The organism is Denitrificimonas caeni, assembly GCF_027498055.1.
In the GTDB taxonomy this organism is placed as follows: domain Bacteria; phylum Pseudomonadota; class Gammaproteobacteria; order Pseudomonadales; family Pseudomonadaceae; genus Denitrificimonas.
On record NZ_CP114976.1, the window covers coordinates 2,185,523 to 2,201,328 of the forward strand.

15 protein-coding genes are annotated in these 15,806 nt (G+C 50.7%); 4 read left to right on the top strand and 11 right to left on the bottom strand.

From position 1 onward, the window contains the following. Together pilV and O6P33_RS10240 are read right to left on the bottom strand one after the other, a co-directional pair. A complete protein-coding gene (gene pilV / locus O6P33_RS10235; RefSeq protein ID WP_269817683.1) occupies positions 1 to 501 on the bottom strand; it encodes a type IV pilus modification protein PilV in 501 nt (166 codons plus the stop codon). Positions 502 to 509: 8 nt separating this feature from the next. Next, the gene (locus tag O6P33_RS10240; RefSeq protein WP_269817684.1) at positions 510 to 998 is read right to left on the bottom strand and encodes a GspH/FimT family pseudopilin; all 489 of its coding nucleotides are present in this window, start codon (positions 996 to 998) and stop codon (positions 510 to 512) included. A gap of 489 nt (positions 999 to 1,487) precedes the next feature. On the opposite strand from O6P33_RS10240, the gene O6P33_RS10245 reads away from it, so the two are divergent. Beyond that, positions 1,488 to 2,642, top strand: coding sequence for a sensor domain-containing diguanylate cyclase (locus O6P33_RS10245; RefSeq protein ID WP_269817685.1), 1,155 nt, complete (start codon positions 1,488 to 1,490; stop codon positions 2,640 to 2,642). Between the two features lie 115 nt (positions 2,643 to 2,757). Continuing rightward, positions 2,758 to 3,255 (top strand): RDD family protein, encoded by a 498-nt coding sequence (locus tag O6P33_RS10250; RefSeq protein WP_269817686.1) that lies wholly within the window; start codon positions 2,758 to 2,760, stop codon positions 3,253 to 3,255. A 27-nt stretch (positions 3,256 to 3,282) separates the two neighbouring features. On the opposite strand, the gene O6P33_RS10255 is transcribed toward O6P33_RS10250, so the two are convergent. The 8 genes from O6P33_RS10255 to O6P33_RS10290 form a co-directional block, all read right to left on the bottom strand. Further along, entirely contained in the window at positions 3,283 to 4,035 is a 753-nt protein-coding gene (locus O6P33_RS10255; RefSeq protein ID WP_269817687.1) for an ABC transporter ATP-binding protein, read from the bottom strand. After that, on the bottom strand, positions 4,028 to 5,269 hold the full coding sequence (locus tag O6P33_RS10260; RefSeq protein WP_269817688.1) for an ABC transporter permease: 1,242 nt from the start codon (positions 5,267 to 5,269) through the stop codon (positions 4,028 to 4,030). Before O6P33_RS10260 ends, O6P33_RS10255 begins: the two co-directional genes overlap by 8 nt. Then, positions 5,256 to 6,464, bottom strand: coding sequence for an efflux RND transporter periplasmic adaptor subunit (locus O6P33_RS10265; protein ID WP_269817689.1), 1,209 nt, complete (start codon positions 6,462 to 6,464; stop codon positions 5,256 to 5,258). Before O6P33_RS10265 ends, O6P33_RS10260 begins: the two co-directional genes overlap by 14 nt. Before the next feature lie 10 nt (positions 6,465 to 6,474). Further along, on the bottom strand, positions 6,475 to 7,311 hold the full coding sequence (locus O6P33_RS10270; protein WP_269817690.1) for a S1 RNA-binding domain-containing protein: 837 nt from the start codon (positions 7,309 to 7,311) through the stop codon (positions 6,475 to 6,477). A 142-nt stretch (positions 7,312 to 7,453) separates the two neighbouring features. Next, entirely contained in the window at positions 7,454 to 8,383 is a 930-nt protein-coding gene (locus O6P33_RS10275) for a chemotaxis protein CheV (RefSeq protein WP_269817691.1), read from the bottom strand. Positions 8,384 to 8,462: 79 nt separating this feature from the next. Beyond that, positions 8,463 to 10,046 (bottom strand): FGGY-family carbohydrate kinase, encoded by a 1,584-nt coding sequence (locus O6P33_RS10280; RefSeq protein WP_269817692.1) that lies wholly within the window; start codon positions 10,044 to 10,046, stop codon positions 8,463 to 8,465. Continuing rightward, positions 10,043 to 11,701, bottom strand: coding sequence for a glycerol-3-phosphate dehydrogenase/oxidase (locus O6P33_RS10285; protein ID WP_269817693.1), 1,659 nt, complete (start codon positions 11,699 to 11,701; stop codon positions 10,043 to 10,045). The genes O6P33_RS10280 and O6P33_RS10285 overlap by 4 nt, the downstream gene beginning before the upstream one ends. Continuing rightward, positions 11,694 to 13,301 carry an FAD-binding oxidoreductase gene (locus O6P33_RS10290; protein WP_269819515.1) on the bottom strand — a complete coding sequence of 536 codons (1,608 nt, stop codon included), beginning with the start codon at positions 13,299 to 13,301 and terminating at the stop codon, positions 11,694 to 11,696. Before O6P33_RS10290 ends, O6P33_RS10285 begins: the two co-directional genes overlap by 8 nt. A 223-nt stretch (positions 13,302 to 13,524) precedes the next feature. On the opposite strand from O6P33_RS10290, the gene O6P33_RS10295 reads away from it, so the two are divergent. After that, on the top strand, positions 13,525 to 13,827 hold the full coding sequence (locus tag O6P33_RS10295; protein ID WP_269817694.1) for a helix-turn-helix domain-containing protein: 303 nt from the start codon (positions 13,525 to 13,527) through the stop codon (positions 13,825 to 13,827). Between the two features lie 93 nt (positions 13,828 to 13,920). Here the strand turns inward: O6P33_RS10295 and thrH are convergent, their stop codons facing one another. After that, on the bottom strand, positions 13,921 to 14,538 hold the full coding sequence (thrH, locus tag O6P33_RS10300; RefSeq protein ID WP_269817695.1) for a bifunctional phosphoserine phosphatase/homoserine phosphotransferase ThrH: 618 nt from the start codon (positions 14,536 to 14,538) through the stop codon (positions 13,921 to 13,923). 189 nt (positions 14,539 to 14,727) lie between these two features. Between thrH and O6P33_RS10305 the strand changes: the two genes are divergently transcribed. After that, positions 14,728 to 15,462 (top strand): phosphoadenylyl-sulfate reductase, encoded by a 735-nt coding sequence (locus tag O6P33_RS10305; RefSeq protein WP_269817696.1) that lies wholly within the window; start codon positions 14,728 to 14,730, stop codon positions 15,460 to 15,462. Positions 15,463 to 15,806: the final 344 nt, after the last annotated feature.

A 15,806-nucleotide genomic window follows, 5' to 3' on the forward strand; every position in this document is an offset into this window, starting at 1 on the left:
TTATATCTCCACTACAACAGAGTACGTACAAAGATCCTCACCACACTCATCAGCTTTGCCGACCCAAAATACGCCGAGTTTAATAGCATTAGTAGAATCAACTTGCTCAATATAAAAATTACTTTTCAAAACCTCATCAGTCACACCTGGAAGCAACGCTTTTGCATGTTGAGCCCATACACACAACTGTGTTTCAGGATCTTCAGCACTTGTTAGTGAATCATAGGCATTACAGTTTAAAACAGGAAAGCTCTCACCTTCTTTTTTAAAGTATTTAGAATCAACAATAAGCTCGCTTTTTTTATTATATATTTTATCTCTATTTGACCTTAGAAGCTCCAACATATCATCAACAAGCATGACCGCAGTGCTGCGCGTAACAGATTCTGCTGTGTACTGAATAGCTTTTGTCTGCATTGCAACCATACCCAAAACGCCTATCACTGTTAAAACCAGAGTAATTAATACTTCAATTAGGCTAAAACCTCGACTATTTTTCATACTGAGCCTCATAATGTGCAGTTAGTGAGCTTATCTGTATTGTTTTTATAGCCGCGCATATACATTTTAATTAAACCACTGCGCTTAAGCTCTATCAAATACCCATTAGAAAAGTCGTTATTGTAGCAAACTGTAAACGTAGCAGGCCCCGACACACTGCCGTTAGGTTGATAATTAAGTTTTGTAACACCTGTTTCTAAATTACTTCTCACTACTGTACTAGCATTGCTAAAATCAATACTACGCTCTGCGCTTCCACCAATTGGCTTGATCTCCCACGAGCTAATATCAATTTCATAGCTTTTTCGCGTAGTCACCGCCTGCCCTCGCGCATATTGCAAGAAACTTTTCAACTCATCGGCCTTGGCCTGCACTTGGTTGTTACGAATAAACTGCATGAAGTTGGGCACGGCTATGGTGGCGACTATGGCCAGTAGCGCTAGGGTTATCATCAGTTCTACGAGGGTAAACCCACGCATGCCTTTCAGTCGTAACATGGTGTGCTCCAAAAAAATTAATGAGTTAAGCATGCATAGCTCAGCGCGCGCTGTCAGCACTGCGTAGACAATTGGCGCCAGCTACAGGATAAGCGGTTAACCCACCCGAAAAAACGTGACACAATCGACATTCTGGTGTCTATAGCCGCGCATTGCGGGCAAAATTTTGCCTGTGTATTTTTCACCGCAATGCGTAGTGGCCTTATAATGGCCATTTAATGATCCAGCTCACTTCACTCTGCGCTTTGGTGGCTTATAGTACGCCATCTTTATCAAAGCAACGGTGTTCAAAGTCGTAGGGAAACACTGAGTAAATCAGTCTTTGCGAGGAGCAAAGCGACGTGGCAGTCTCTGGGTTGCTTCGCTGCGCTCGCAAAGACAGCGCTACGCTCGTAATGGCTTTTCTAAATTTGTTCAGTGCTTGCATAGATTGACCCAACTTATTTGAATATTTTTGCGCTATTCAATCGACCTAAGGCAATAAAAATAATGTCGAGACTTTTAAGCTTTTTTAGCCCACGTTTGGCTTCTTTTCTTCCCACTGGTTTAAAGGCCACTGAGCTTGCTCAGTTACTGTCGCCCAGCCAGCACTCCATGCTGCTCAGTCAGCAGCGGGCGACGATGATTGTGAATCGTGTGCGTTTGTTTGCCATGTTATTTGCAGTGCTGACACCTATTTGGGGCATTGTTGATGTGATGGTGTTCAGTTCGCCGTTGTGGATTAAGCTGGCTCTTTTACGGGTTCTGACCAGTGCTGCTTTTGCTGCGTTATTAGTCTTTTATCGCCCCACTGGCAGCTTGCTCGATGCCTACCGTGCGATGGCGATTCTATTTATTATTCCTACGGTGTTTTACATCGCTTCACACTCGTTATTGGCCGGTTATGCGCTCAGCAGTTTGTCTTCCGCGGTGGCCACGGGCTATGCCTTTTTGCCTTTTGTATTGATGGCTGGTTTGGCTATTTTTCCTTTGTGTTTATTAGAAAACATATTGCTGGCCAGTATTCTCTTGATCGCTCAAGGTTTGGCCGGCTACTTAAATTGGTCAACCTTGAACTGGCCGTCGTTTGCTGGGGGCTTTTGGCTGTTGATTTTAATTGCTGGGGTTACGGCGCTAGCCAGCACCAGTCAGTTGGCGTTTATGATTACCTTGGTGCGTCAGGCGATTCATGATCCGCTGACCGGTATTTTTTCGCGCAGCAGCGGTAAAGAAATCCTTAACCTTCAGTGGTCTGCAGCGCAGCGTAATGAGCAGCCCTTGACCCTCGCGTTTTTTGATTTAGACCATTTCAAGCAAATTAACGATAATTTTGGCCACGAAGCTGGGGATAAAGTGCTGCAAATTTTTGTCGCCCAGGTGCAAAAGAAGCTGCGCGCCTCCGACAGCTTACTGCGCTGGGGTGGTGAGGAGTTTTTACTGGTGATGCCCAACACTGATCTGGACAAAGCTGAGTGTGCTATTGAGCGTATGCAGAGCAATGGCTTTGGCATGCGCCCCGATGGTACGCCGCTCACGGCCAGTGTGGGTTTGGCTGAGCGCAATGCAGATCAGTTGGACTACTATAAACAGATTTTAGCCTTGGCCGACAAGCGCATGTATCTGGCCAAACAAGCTGGGCGTAACCGTATTTGTGCTGAAGGCTAGCTTGCAGCGGCGCGCCTAAAGATTCTCTGAATAACTCAGACTGCCACAATAGATTCGCGCCTAGACAAGGCTATGGTTACAATAGCCCACCTTTAATCATTGGTACGCACAGGTTATGTCCAAGAACGTATTACAGCCACAAGGCGACTTCCCCAGCGCCGGTTTCTGGAAGCGCATGGCCGCTATTTTTTACGATTTTATGCTTTGCATTGCCTTGGTGATGGTGGTCACTTTGATCTACCAACAAGGTATTTTGCGCATGATTTATGGCGCAGATGCCTTACAAGAAATGGCCGACAGCGGCATGTTAGACATTGATCCGGTTTTATCTACGCTGGTGTTTTTTTCTATTTTTGCCTTCTTTGCTAAGTTCTGGACCCATGGTGGGCAAACTCTGGGTATGCAGGTGTGGGGCTTGCGTGTGCAGAATGCCGATGGCAGCGCTATTGATATCTGGCAAGCGTTGTTGCGCTTTTTGATTGCGATTTTTGCTTGGCTACCAGCAGGGCTGGGTTTTTTATGGATACTCTTCGACACGCAAAAACGCTCTTGGTCGGACATGTATTCCGGCAGTGTGGTTGTGCAGCTGCCGAAAAACGTTCATAAAAAGTAAGCCTGATATCATCTCTAAGCTAGCTGGCTAAACAAACAAACTGGGCAAATCTGCTGATGGTCCGTCATACACAATGCGGCCATCGGTGAGACGAATCGTCCGTGGGCAGCGCGCGCTTAACCTTGGATCGTGAGTAACAATGACAATGGCGCATTGATGCTCCACGTTAAAACGCTCAAATAATCGAAACACTTCGTCTGCGGTTTGTGTATCCAGATTACCGGTTGGTTCATCGGCCAAGACCAATGCCGGCTTAGTGACCAAGGCTCGGGCAATCGCCACCCGCTGCTGTTGACCACCCGATAATCGGTTAGTGGATTGCCGCATAAACTGCGCCAGCCCCACTTCATTGAGTAAGTATTCTGCGTAAGCTATTTGCTCTTTACTCGGTTTGCCGTAGCGCAGCATTAAGGGCATTAAGACATTATCCAGCACACTAAAAGCACTGATCAGGTGGTGAAACTGGAAAACAAAGCCAATGGATTCACTGCGCAATTGTGTGCGTTGCTGCTCGGTCATGCCTTGCACCCGATGCCCTTGAATGCGCAACTCGCCAGAAGAGGACACATCCAGCAAGCCCATAACATTGAGCAAGGTGCTTTTGCCAGAACCAGAAGTGCCCACCAGCGCCACCAATTCGCCGCGACTGACCTGCAATGAAATATCGTGCAAAACATGGTTTTGCAATGGTGTGCCCGCATTAAAGATTTTATTGAGCATATCCAGCTGCAATACCACCTGCTGCTCGGCGGCTTGGGCAAGTACGGCTGATTTAGACATAACGAATCGCCACTGCTGGATCATATTTAGCCGCGCGGCGGGCTGGCACCATGGCGGCGATCACCCCAGCGGCGGTGGCAATGACTATTGCCGAAATCAGCATCGAAGGCTCCAGCTGAATATAAAACAAGCGCTCCCCCAGATTATTAAACACCTGTACCAAGCTGTAGCCGATCAATACGCCCAATAGCGAGCCGGCCAAACCCAGCAAACCCCCTTGCAATAAAAACACGCGCAAAATCTGCTGCTGTGAACTGCCCATGGCGCGCAAAATCCCAATTTCACGGGTGCGCTGCACCACACTGACGGCCAACACACTGGCAATGCCGAAGATCACCGACATGGCGACAAACACTCGAATCATTTGTGTGGTCATGGTTTGTGAGCGCAAAGCATTAAGCAGTTGGCCGTTGCTTTCCATCCAACTTTGCACATGCAGACCGGTAAGTTGCTCAATACGCTGCGCCCAATATTCGGCGCTGAATACATCAGTAATTTTCAATTCTAAGATCGTAATGCCACCGGGCAAATCCAGTAAGGTTTGTGCCTGTTTTAAGTCGGTATAAACATAACGGCTGTCGAGCTCCCGCACGCCCAGTTCAAAAATGCCGGCCACATCCATCACCGCTTGACGATTATCACCGGCGTCTAAACGCAATTTATCCCCGGTGCGCAAACCTAAGTCTTCTGCTAACTGTCGACCAATCAGTACATCACTGGCACCGACACTAAAGCGCCCTTCCAGCAAGTAATCTTGCAGCTCAATGATGCCGGCATAACGTTCAGGGTCGATACCCATTAAGGCCACTGACGCACGGGCATTACCTTTTTGCGCAAAGGCAGGACCAGAGATCAGGGGCGAGACAGTGTTTAAACCGGGATATTGATCCAAGGCATCGCGCACTTCTTGCCAGTTATTAATGGTTTGTAAGCGCTGTGCCCGCGGACTTTCTAAAGCCCAGACATATTTGCCCTCAGGCGTAGCAGAAAAATTATTGTGTTGGCGGGTGGCTTCAATACGGATATGCGCTTGGGTACCGAGGGTTTTCTCGATGACGTTGTTTTGCAGTCCGGTCATTAAAGCGGTAATAAAGACGATGACCGCTGCTCCCACCGAAATTGCCACGCTAATTAACAAGGTTTGCAGCGGATTATCGGCTAAGAAACGCAAGGCAATGCGCCACTCAATCCACAGCGAATTCCCCCAAGCGACAAAGCGGCTAGTCAATGACATGCTGCGCCTGTTCAAAACGCACTCGGGCGCGCTGGCCATCGCTGACTTGTCCTGCTTGCACCACGACATCCCCTGCAGCCAGTCCTGCAGTAATTTCACTGTGGGTCATATTGCGTAAACCCAACTGCACATCCACTGCAGTCACTGCGCCATTATTCCAGCGCAACACTTGCGTGGGCTTATTGGCCTGCACAAGCAGATAATCATTGGGTAACACCAGTGTTTGCTCGCGTTCGGCAGCAATAATATTGGCGGAAACGGTCATACCCTGCAAAAAAGTATGGTAGTGCTGATCAGTGTCTGGCAAAACATCAATATGCACATCAATGGTGCCGCGATCGCTATCCACCGCTGGAGCAATAAAGCTCACCACGCCGGGCACTGTTTGTTCCGGCCAGGCATCGGCAATCAATTGCACCGGTTGTTGCAGCTGCAGCGGGGCAAAATTTTTCTCATCCAGCGCTACCACCACTTCCAAGCCATCACTGGCAACTCCGGCGCGGTTAACCCCATCGCTGCGGGCAATTTCCAATAGAACTTTACTGGGTTGCACAAGATCACCGGGTTCCACATTGCGGGTTTGTACCCGGCCAGCAAACGGCGCGTAGATGCGAGTTTTTGCTAGCTCTGCTTCAGCACTGGCAATGCGTTGCTGCAGTAATTGCTCTTCGGTGCTGCCTGCAGCCAAGGAATCCACAGTGAGCTGTGCGCGGGTCAAGGCGGTTTTAGCATTGAGCTCCATGCGCTGCGCTTGCTCAACTTGCTCGGCAGAGATCACGCCCTTTTCCGCTAGAGTTTCGCGGCGGCGGGCTTCACGGCTGACTTGACGTAAGTTATCCCGCGCCTCCACCAATGCAGCTTGCGCTTGCGGACGACTGATTTTTTGCAACTGCTGCAACTGCGTTTGCGCTTGGGCTAAACGTGCTTGTAACTCTTCGGGGTTGAGTTCAATGAGCAAATCACCTTTATTGACCAAGTCACCTTCACGCACATGGCGGGCGGTGACTGTGCCGGTGATTTCGCTGCCAATCCGCGCCAGCGACTGATAACGCACCTCACCACTGGCAACAATGCGCAACTCCAATGGCAGCAGCTCGACAGTTAATGCCGGTAACACTGGGCCACGCCACTTCTGCACAGCAAAGATGGCGACAACACACAGCACGGCAATGACAACGCCAGAAAGTATGCGCATGCTCGCTCCGCTACACCAGTTCGATTGAGTGCGGGTGAATACGAATCACGCCTTGTCGGTACAGGCCGCCAATGGCTTTTTTAAAGTTGCCTTTACTCACGCCAAAAGCATCGGCAATGGCTGGGGCTGGGCTTTTATCACTGAGTGGCAAGTGACCGTTGTTTTCGCGCAACTGTGTCAGAATCGCTTCACTCAAGGTGTCGCGTAATTCTTGGCCCTGTGGCTGTAAGCTCAGGTTAATCAGGCCGTCATCGCGAATTTCACGGATAAAACCGCGCTCTTGCATACCGCCACGCAAAAACTTAAAGGCTTCGTTTTTATGGATCAAGCCCCAGTGTTCACTATTAATAATGGCTTTAAAGCCTAAATCAGTCGGTTCTACAATCAGCAAGTCCACTTCTTGGCCGACGCTGTAATTTGCTGGGGTTTTATCTAAGAAGCGGTCTAGATGCGCCGTAGCCGTAATGCGCTTGGTGCGCTCATCAATATAGGCATGCACCACACAATAATCGCCTTCTTGCAGCGGCCGTTTTTCTTCCGAGTGCGGCAGCAGTAAGTCTTTGCTCAAGCCCCAATCGAGGAATAAGCCAATGCGGTTAATATCAATCACTTTTAGGCTGGCAAACTCACCCACTTTAATTTTAGGGGTACGGCTGGTGGCAATAATGCGGTCTTCACTGTCGAGGTAGACAAACACATTGAGCCAGTCTTCATCTTCACAGGGTTCATCTTTGGGCATTTCACGCCGCGGTAAAAGAATATCCCCATCAGGCCCACCATCCAAATACACGCCAAAATCAGCCTGTCGAATAACCTGTAGGGTATTCATATCTCCAATCAACGCCATGCCTGTACACCTTAATAATTCAGCATTTAAAGAGTTCTATTATGCCTGTTTAAACCGTGCATGCGGGGGTTTTAATGACGCACCTTTGCACTGCTAAAAACAGCCCCCGTGATTCACCTTGTTGCAGCGCTGTGTCTGCTGTTCATGCCTCGTCGCGTTGCAGGCGCTCTTCGATGACATCCGCTAAACGATCTGGCTGAAATTTCGATAAAAAGTTATCACACCCGACTTTCTCCACCATGGCAGCGTTAAAACTACCGGACAAGGAGGTGTGCATCACCACATATAAATCACGTAGGCGCGGATCATTGCGGATTTCTGTGGTCAGGCGGTAACCGTCCATTTCTGGCATTTCCGCATCGGTAAAGACCATTAGTAGCTTATCTGTGAGCACTTCACCTTGATCCGCCCACAGCTGCAACTGCTGTAAGCCTTTTAGGCCATCGGTGGCTTGATGCACTGTAATTCCCAGCTGCCCCAAGGCTTCAGTCAGTTGATTGAGCGCCACCATGGAGTCATCAATAATCAATACTTCACGGCCACTGGCTTTGGCTAAGATTGGGTTGTTGAGCTTTTCTGCTGAAATCTTTGCATTCATGGGGATGATTTCAGCCAGCACTTTTTCCACATCAATGATTTCCACAATGGCTTCATCCACACGGGTAATCGCCGTCAAATAATGCTGACGACCGGCAGTGCGCGGCGGCGGCTGTACGGACTCCCAATTGAGGTTAACGATGCGCTCAACGCTGCCAATTAAGAAGGCTTGAATGGAGCGGTTGTACTCAGTGACAATCACCGTGCTGTTTTCATTTTGCAGCAACGGGCGCATGCCAATGGCTTGGGCTAAATCAATCACTGGAATGGTCTGGCCGCGCAAAGTAATCACGCCACACATATGTGGGTGGCGCTGCGGGATCAAGGTTAATTTAGGCAGGCGCACCACTTCTTGCACTTTAAAGACGTTAATCGCAAACAGTTGGCGACCGTGTAGACGAAACATTAATATTTCTAGGCGGTTTTCACCAACCAGTTGCGTGCGCTGATTAACACTATCAAGAATACTGGCCATCAAAACCACCTTTTAAAATCTGAATAATGGGCTATCGGCCAGCTCAAGCAAAGCATAAATAACCGACACTGCGCCTAGTCTACTTTGGATAACCGGTAATGCGCCGAATATTTTGATACAGCGGTTGCAGCCGTTGATACATCTTGCAGTACACCTCGCGATACAGTCTGTTGTACAAGGCATGATTCTCCTTGTTGGGGTAAAACACCTCGCCGGCACGGGTCATGCTCTGTACTGCGGTAGTAAAATCAGGCTGCAAACCAACACCCACCATACAGGCAATCGCCGCGCCCAAGCCGGAGGTTTCAATGGTATGTGGGCGCTCAACCGGCAGACCGAAAATATCCGCGGTGATTTGCAAAATCGCATCACTTTGCGAGCCACCGCCGGATACACGTAAGCGCTGAATCGGTACGCCACTGCGTTTTTCGATTTGCTCTTTGCCTTGGCGTAAACCATAGGCCAGGCCTTCTAAAATCGCGCGGTAGATATGCGCGCGGGTGTGTACATCACCAAAACCAATAATTGCACCTTTGGCATCCAGCCCCGGCTCACGCACACCCGGTGACCAATACGGCTGCAACATTAAGCCCATGGATCCGGCCGGAACTTGCTCTATTAATTCTTCAAATAACGACTCAACACTGACGCCCAAGCGCTCTGCGCGCTGCTGCTCACGCAGACCAAACTCACGCTTAAACCAACTGACCATCCAAAACCCGCGATAAATCATCACTTCGGTGGTGAAGTGCTTGGGAATCGCCGCCGGATACGCCGGAATTAAACGCGTCACCTCCAGATATTTACTGCGCGTAGTGTTGATGGTAGCGGTGGTGCCATAGGATAAACAGGCGATGCTTTCATCCACTGCGCCCGCGCCCAAAACCTCGCAGGCTTTATCCGCTGCAGCGGCAATAATCGGTAAGCCTTCCGGCAGCCCTGTATGCACACTGGCTGCAGCATGCACATGGCCGAGCAATTCACCCGGTGCAATCAACTCAGGCAGCTGTTCACGGCGCACTGCCAAAGCGTGCCATTTCCAGTCACCTTTTGCCGCCCAACGCAGCTTTTTATAATCAAAAGGCAAATAGCCAACACAGCTGGCCACAGAATCAACAAAACGCCCACTCAATTGGTAATTTAAATAGCCGGACAGAAGCAGTACTTTGTGGGTGAGTGCGTGAATTTCTGTCTGATGCTGGGCGACCCAATTGATTTCCGCTTGACCGCGAAAGTAATTCACAATACTGGCCGCGCCCACCAGCTTAAACAGGCTGCGCCACGGATTGGGCAAGGGTGTGCTGACATCCGCCAAACGCTGATCCAACCACACCATGGCTGGGCGTAAGGCTCGCCCTTGCTGATCCACATGCACTACAGTGCCGCGCTGGGTGGTGACGCTGACGCCTTTAATCTGTGTTTTATCAATACTGACCTGCTGCCAGAGTTGCTGACAGGCCTGCCCCACTGCTTGCCAATAGTAATCGGCTTCTTGTTCCGCCCAGCCGGGTTGCGCTGAGACATACGGCTCAATCTCGATCCGGCTTAAACCGTGCAGATTACCTGATACATCAAACAGCATGGCGCGAACACTTTGCGTGCCGTTATCAATGCTCAGCACATAGTCTTTTGTCGAATTATTTACCGCTTGCTCTGCGCTCATAAACCCACCACTGCAGCACTGGGCAAACTATAAAACTGCTGATAAATCCTTAAATAACGCTGCTGCTCCTCGGCCCAGCGCTGGTCATCCCAGGCTAAACGCGGCTGACACAGCTCACGCACCTGCTCAAGCACGGCCACAGCCCCCTGCGCCAACAATAAACCGAGGCGTGTGCGGCGCAATAACAAGTCATCCAAATGAATCACTAACTCATGCTCGCAAGCAAAAGCCAATTCAGCCCAGTAAATCGGGGTAGTGCTGACCTGTTGCATGCCCACTTCGCTAAACATTGCACAAAACGCTGGCCAATTAGCGCGATAACGGCCATAGAGGCGACGCTGCACGCTACTGGATAACCCTGCTAAGCAATCATGCGCAGGACGCGGTGCCGACAGACTGTGCGCCTGCGCGGTTTCTTGCATTGAACAGCCATTAAATAGCGTACAGGCTTGCAGCATTTCTAACGCCAGTAAACGAAAAGTAGTGAGTTTGCCACCAGATAGACTGACGCAACCCGGCTCGATCCAGAGCATGTGCTCGCGTGATTCATCCGAAGGTTTATGGCCACTTTCAGTGCTTTTGACCACAATCGGGCGCACACCGGACCAAGTCGATAGCACATCCTCTGCGCTGATCTGCGCGCTGGGAAAGACCTTGGCGCAACCGGCGAGCAGATACTCCACTTCAGCTTGGCTGATTGCTGCTTCTTGGTTGAGATCATCCTTATGATCAATATCAGTGGTGCCAATCACCGTGGCACCTTCCCACGGGAAGATGAACATTAAACGCTTATCAATGGGATGCTTAAAACTCACCGATTGACTGACCGGCAAACGCCAACTGGGTAAGAGCAAATGACTGCCGCGCAACGGACGAATGTCATGCTGTTGCTTGCTTAGCCCTGCCGCATCGGTCCACACCCCAGTGGCTTGCGCCAGCGCTTTACAGGTCAAGTCAAACTGCGCACCGGTCAATGTGTCTTCAATACGCACACCGCTGACACGCTGCTCAACATCCCCTGCAGCGGCGGCATTATCCTCGCTGTATAAACGCCCAAGCACGCGCAGGTTACTCACCACACAGGCGCCGAGTGCACGAGCCTCGGCCAACACATGCATGACTAAGCGCGCATCGTCAGTCACCGCATCTTGAAACTGACTGGCTCCTTGCAAATGCTCTTGCTGCAAGCCATTCACCACCATCGGCACTTGCCACGGTGGATGAAACTGTTGCAAAGATTGCCCGGCAAAACCATCGTACAGACGCAACACCCAAGAAAAAACCCAGCGCCCGGGAAACTCCCCCTGATAATGCGGGTATAGAAATGGCAGTGGCTCAACCAAACCGGCTTCGTTATCAAGCAATAGCTGACGTTCACGCACGCTATCACGGGTTAACGCCAACTCACCTTGGCTGATATAGCGCAAACCACCGTGCACCATTTTTGAAGAACGGCTCGATGTACCCCAAGCAAAGTCGCGCTGCTCCACTAACAAGCAACGCCAGCCACGCTTCGCCGCTTCGCGAATCACTCCTGCACCGGTGATGCCGCCACCTATCACAATCAAATCCCAAGTCTGTGCAGCCAACTCAGGCAGCACCTGGTCACGCCATGCTTGCGTCCAATTGACGTGCTGTGTAGCTGCACTAGTCATGGCGCTTATCCATCAGCAGCACACCGGGTGCCAGCTGTTGTTGTGGGTCCAAACGCTCCACCGCCGCCTGAATCGCAGCCATGCCCAACTCACCTTTTTCTTGCGCCAACCAAGGCGCATGATCACGCCCCACACCATGCTGATGGCTGATGGTGCCTTGATTATCGGCAATCGTTTGGCTGGCGAGGGTTTTAAGCTTGCGCCAGTTTGCCAGTGTTTGTGCGTAGTCCTTACCACAGGCAAACACATAGGTGGTGTAAATGCTCGAGCCTTGCCCATACACATGGGACAAGTGTGAGAACACATGCACCCGCTGACCCTGCTCGGCTAGACCGTCACGCAAGCTTTGCTCAATTTTGCCCATCAATGACTGCACATTGCCCCATTGCGTGGCGGTTTCTAAGGTATCCACTACATAACCAGCCTTCCATAGGGCTTCGCGCAAATACGGGAAACGAAAACGGCCTTGCTGCCATTTATTGCCCAGAAAACGTCCGGTAAACACCGCGCCATGTTTGTTTAAACGACGCTTAGCTTGGCGCAACGACAACGCATTTTGCCGACGATCACCGGTCACGCCAAAGGTCAGTAAACACTTACCCTCAGCACAACCGCGCCAACCCAAATAACCTTCCAGGACACCAATCATGCGCGGATGACCGGCCAACGCCAATTGCGTCGTGGTCTCCAGCGCATTGGATAAACGCAGCATCGACAGCGGAATCCGCGCCTGACTCAACTCTCGCATCGCCGCTTGTGCCTGCTGCCAAGACGGCAGAAACACGCCATAAAAACGCTCATCATCGGGTAAGCGGGTCACCCGCACTTTCACTTGCGAAATAATGCCAAAACGCCCTTCCGAGCCCATCACCCACTCACGTAAATCAGGACCCGCCGCCGAGGCTGGATAACAGGGCAACGACCAGGTTCCAGCAAAGGTTTCTACTTCGCCGCCAGCAAACAACTGCTCAATACGGCCATAGCGCAGCGATTGCTGACCACTGGAGCGACTGGCGACCCAACCGCCTAACGTGGATAACTCCCACGACTGCGGAAAATGCCCCAAGGTATAACCACGCGCGCGCAATTGATTTTCCACTTGCGGGCCATTAGCGCCAGGACCAAAGGTGGCGAGCAAGCTGTCTTCATCCAGATCCAGTAACTGATTCATCCGCGCCAAAGAGACGGTCAACACCGGGCGCGTATCGGCTTGCGGGTTAATATGTCCCGCCACCGACGTACCACCGCCATAAGCAATCACCACGACATTTTCCGTCGCCGCCCAGGCTAATAACTGCCGAATATCAGCTGCTGATTCTGGAAAGGCCACGCCGTCAGGGAAGACACCAAAATCACCGCTGCGCATTGCCAGCCAATCCGGCAAACTTTGCCCGCGCGCATGGCGCACCCGTGTCTCGGCATCGATGCTGACCAGTTGATGCGCCGGTAGACGTGAAGGCGGAACTTGCGCCATTACCTCGTCTAAGCTGGCATCAGGCAGTACCTGACCACAGCCCACCAGACTCTGTAAAAAGTCTGCGCCCTGTGCTGGCAGCTCCATTGTTGTGGCACTGTCGCCCCATCCGTTCCAACGTCGCATAGCCACCTCGTTATTTATTGTTGTCATGTGCTAGTCCTAAGAAAATACTGCCGCGTCTTTGCGCGCGCAGCGAAGCAATCCACCTTACAAATCACAGCCTACTACAGAGATGTCGCACATGGACTGCTTCGGCCTACGGCCTCGCAGAGACGAGTACCTGTGGACTACCACGCTGCTACGATCCTCGTAGAGAGCACCGACGCAGCTGCCTGTTACCGTACAGGTGAGTCAAGCCATCGCAGAGATTTTAGCCAGCCGTGTACCGCGCCAAGAAGACGTGGCGCAGCATTGCGCTCTATCACTGCGCACCTTGCAGCGACGCTTACATGAAGCCGGCAGCAGTTATCAACAACTACTGGATGAAGTACGTTTTACTCAGGCCAAAACTCAGCTGAGCAGCACACAAAAACCATTGCACAGCATTGCCGAGCAATTGGGCTTTATTGAGCCGCGCTCATTTTTTAGGTTTTTTAAACGTAGAGCAGGCGTCACACCGGGGCAGTACAGAGAGCAGCACAAAGCCTAGCGGGTTCTGTATCTAGGTGTGGAGTAGAGAGTGTCTGGGCTGTTTAGACTGCGCGATCAAGCCGTACAGGCTAAACAACCCGAACTGAAACCGTTACAGACTGAGCTGACGGTTGGAAGCTTTAATGAACTCTTTTTTCAGATCATCAAAAGTATGTACTGCAGGGAACTGCGGGAACTCTTCGATGACATTATCTGGGGCGTGGAACAAAATACCGGCATCTGCCTCGCCCAGCATGGTGGTGTCGTTGTATGAATCACCGGCAGCAATAATGCGGTAGTACAGGGTTTTCAACGCCAACACCGACTGACGCTTAGGGTCTTTTTGACGCAACTGATAGTCAACCACACGACCGTTTTCATCGGTGACCAACTTGTGGCAGAGCAAGGTTGGGAAACCCAGTTGACGCATCAATGGCTGCGAGAACTCATAAAACGTATCGGACAAAATGATGACTTGGAAACGCTCACGCAACCAATTCACAAACTCCACCGCACCGTCTAAAGGCTTGAGCGTAGCGATCACTTCTTGGATGTCGTTTAGCGTTAAACCGTGCTCATCCAAAATACGCAAGCGTTGCTTCATCAGCACATCGTAATCAGGAATATCACGTGTGGTTGCGCGTAGAGATTCGATACCAGTTTTTTCTGAAAAGGCAATCCAAATTTCTGGAACCAATACACCCTCAAGGTCAAGGCAAGCGATTTCCACAGCAATTCCTCATCACATAAAAAGAGGCACTTTAGCCGCTCCACCCATCCCATGCAAGATTAAGATGCCGAATCGCAGCATCTATAGCCATAAAGCATAAGTATAACGGTTTATATTCGTTCTAATTACAGTGTGCGGTTTGCTAGTATGCGTACTTCTAACTATCTATACGCTCTATAGGGATGCCTCATGACTGCCTCAATTGACCTTCAGCAACTGACCGCTGATTGTGCCAATGCTTCACCGCAAACCATTTTAAAACAGGCTTTTGCCACATTTGGTGACGAGTTATGGCTGTCCTTTAGCGGCGCTGAAGATGTGGTGCTGGTGGATATGGCGTGGAAAATCAATCCACAAGTTAAAGTATTCAGTTTAGATACCGGCCGCTTGCATCCAGAAACTTACCATTTTATTGAGAAAGTCCGCGAGCATTATAAAATCAGCATCGAAGTGCTCTCCCCTGATGCGCAACAGGTGCAAGACTTAGTCCGTAAAAAAGGCTTATTCAGTTTCTATAAAGATGGCCATAGTGAATGCTGCGGTGTGCGCAAGATTGCTCCGCTAAAACGCAAGCTCAGCACGGTGAAAGCTTGGGCTACCGGCCAGCGCCGCGATCAAAGCCCGGGCACGCGCAGCCAAGTCGCCGCTGTGGAGCTGGACAGTGCTTTCTCTACTGCAGAGCAACCGCTGTATAAGTTTAATCCGCTGGCCAATATGAGCAGCGAGGAAGTCTGGGCCTATATCCGTATGCTGGAGCTACCCTACAACAGTTTGCATGAGCGCGGCTTTATTAGCATTGGCTGCGAGCCCTGCACCCGCCCTGTTTTGCCTAATCAGCACGAACGTGAAGGTCGCTGGTGGTGGGAAGAAGCCACGCAAAAAGAGTGCGGTTTACATGCCGGCAACATTATCGCTGCACAGTGATGCCATATGCGGGTCAGCGGCCCGCGCTACCGTCTCTGCCAGGAGCACAGCGACGTGGCAGTCCATAGGTACAGCACCGCGCTATGCCTGCAGCACAGTGTTGCTTGCAAGGTGGATTGCTTCACTGCGTTCGCAAAGACACGCTATCGTCTCTGCCAGGAGCACAGCGACGTGGCAGTCCACAGCCCCTAAAACCGTCAATTAAAGCGATAATTACTTAGCATTTTCCAATCCAATCACAATATCGCGCGCTAAGCTGGTTATACTTGGCGCGTTACCGGCTGCATCGAGCATTACGCTCTGCGGTTTTTAAGCATTGCTTATTATTTTCTATGATTATTGAT

What these genes read in the sequence shown, in the direction of transcription:
- O6P33_RS10265 (WP_269817689.1), bottom strand. Translation starts at nt 6,464, where the DNA reads ATGCGCATACTTTCTGGCGTTGTCATTGCCGTGCTGTGTGTTGTCGCC.
- O6P33_RS10245 (WP_269817685.1), top strand. Translation starts at nt 1,488, where the DNA reads ATGTCGAGACTTTTAAGCTTTTTTAGCCCACGTTTGGCTTCTTTTCTT.
- O6P33_RS10255 (WP_269817687.1), bottom strand. Translation starts at nt 4,035, where the DNA reads ATGTCTAAATCAGCCGTACTTGCCCAAGCCGCCGAGCAGCAGGTGGTA.
- O6P33_RS10275 (WP_269817691.1), bottom strand. Translation starts at nt 8,383, where the DNA reads ATGGCCAGTATTCTTGATAGTGTTAATCAGCGCACGCAACTGGTTGGT.
- O6P33_RS10240 (WP_269817684.1), bottom strand. Translation starts at nt 998, where the DNA reads ATGTTACGACTGAAAGGCATGCGTGGGTTTACCCTCGTAGAACTGATG.
- O6P33_RS10250 (WP_269817686.1), top strand. Translation starts at nt 2,758, where the DNA reads ATGTCCAAGAACGTATTACAGCCACAAGGCGACTTCCCCAGCGCCGGT.
- O6P33_RS10290 (WP_269819515.1), bottom strand. Translation starts at nt 13,301, where the DNA reads ATGCGACGTTGGAACGGATGGGGCGACAGTGCCACAACAATGGAGCTG.
- O6P33_RS10270 (WP_269817690.1), bottom strand. Translation starts at nt 7,311, where the DNA reads ATGGCGTTGATTGGAGATATGAATACCCTACAGGTTATTCGACAGGCT.
- O6P33_RS10280 (WP_269817692.1), bottom strand. Translation starts at nt 10,046, where the DNA reads ATGAGCGCAGAGCAAGCGGTAAATAATTCGACAAAAGACTATGTGCTG.
- O6P33_RS10305 (WP_269817696.1), top strand. Translation starts at nt 14,728, where the DNA reads ATGACTGCCTCAATTGACCTTCAGCAACTGACCGCTGATTGTGCCAAT.
- pilV (WP_269817683.1), bottom strand. Translation starts at nt 501, where the DNA reads ATGAAAAATAGTCGAGGTTTTAGCCTAATTGAAGTATTAATTACTCTG.
- O6P33_RS10285 (WP_269817693.1), bottom strand. Translation starts at nt 11,701, where the DNA reads ATGACTAGTGCAGCTACACAGCACGTCAATTGGACGCAAGCATGGCGT.
- O6P33_RS10260 (WP_269817688.1), bottom strand. Translation starts at nt 5,269, where the DNA reads ATGTCATTGACTAGCCGCTTTGTCGCTTGGGGGAATTCGCTGTGGATT.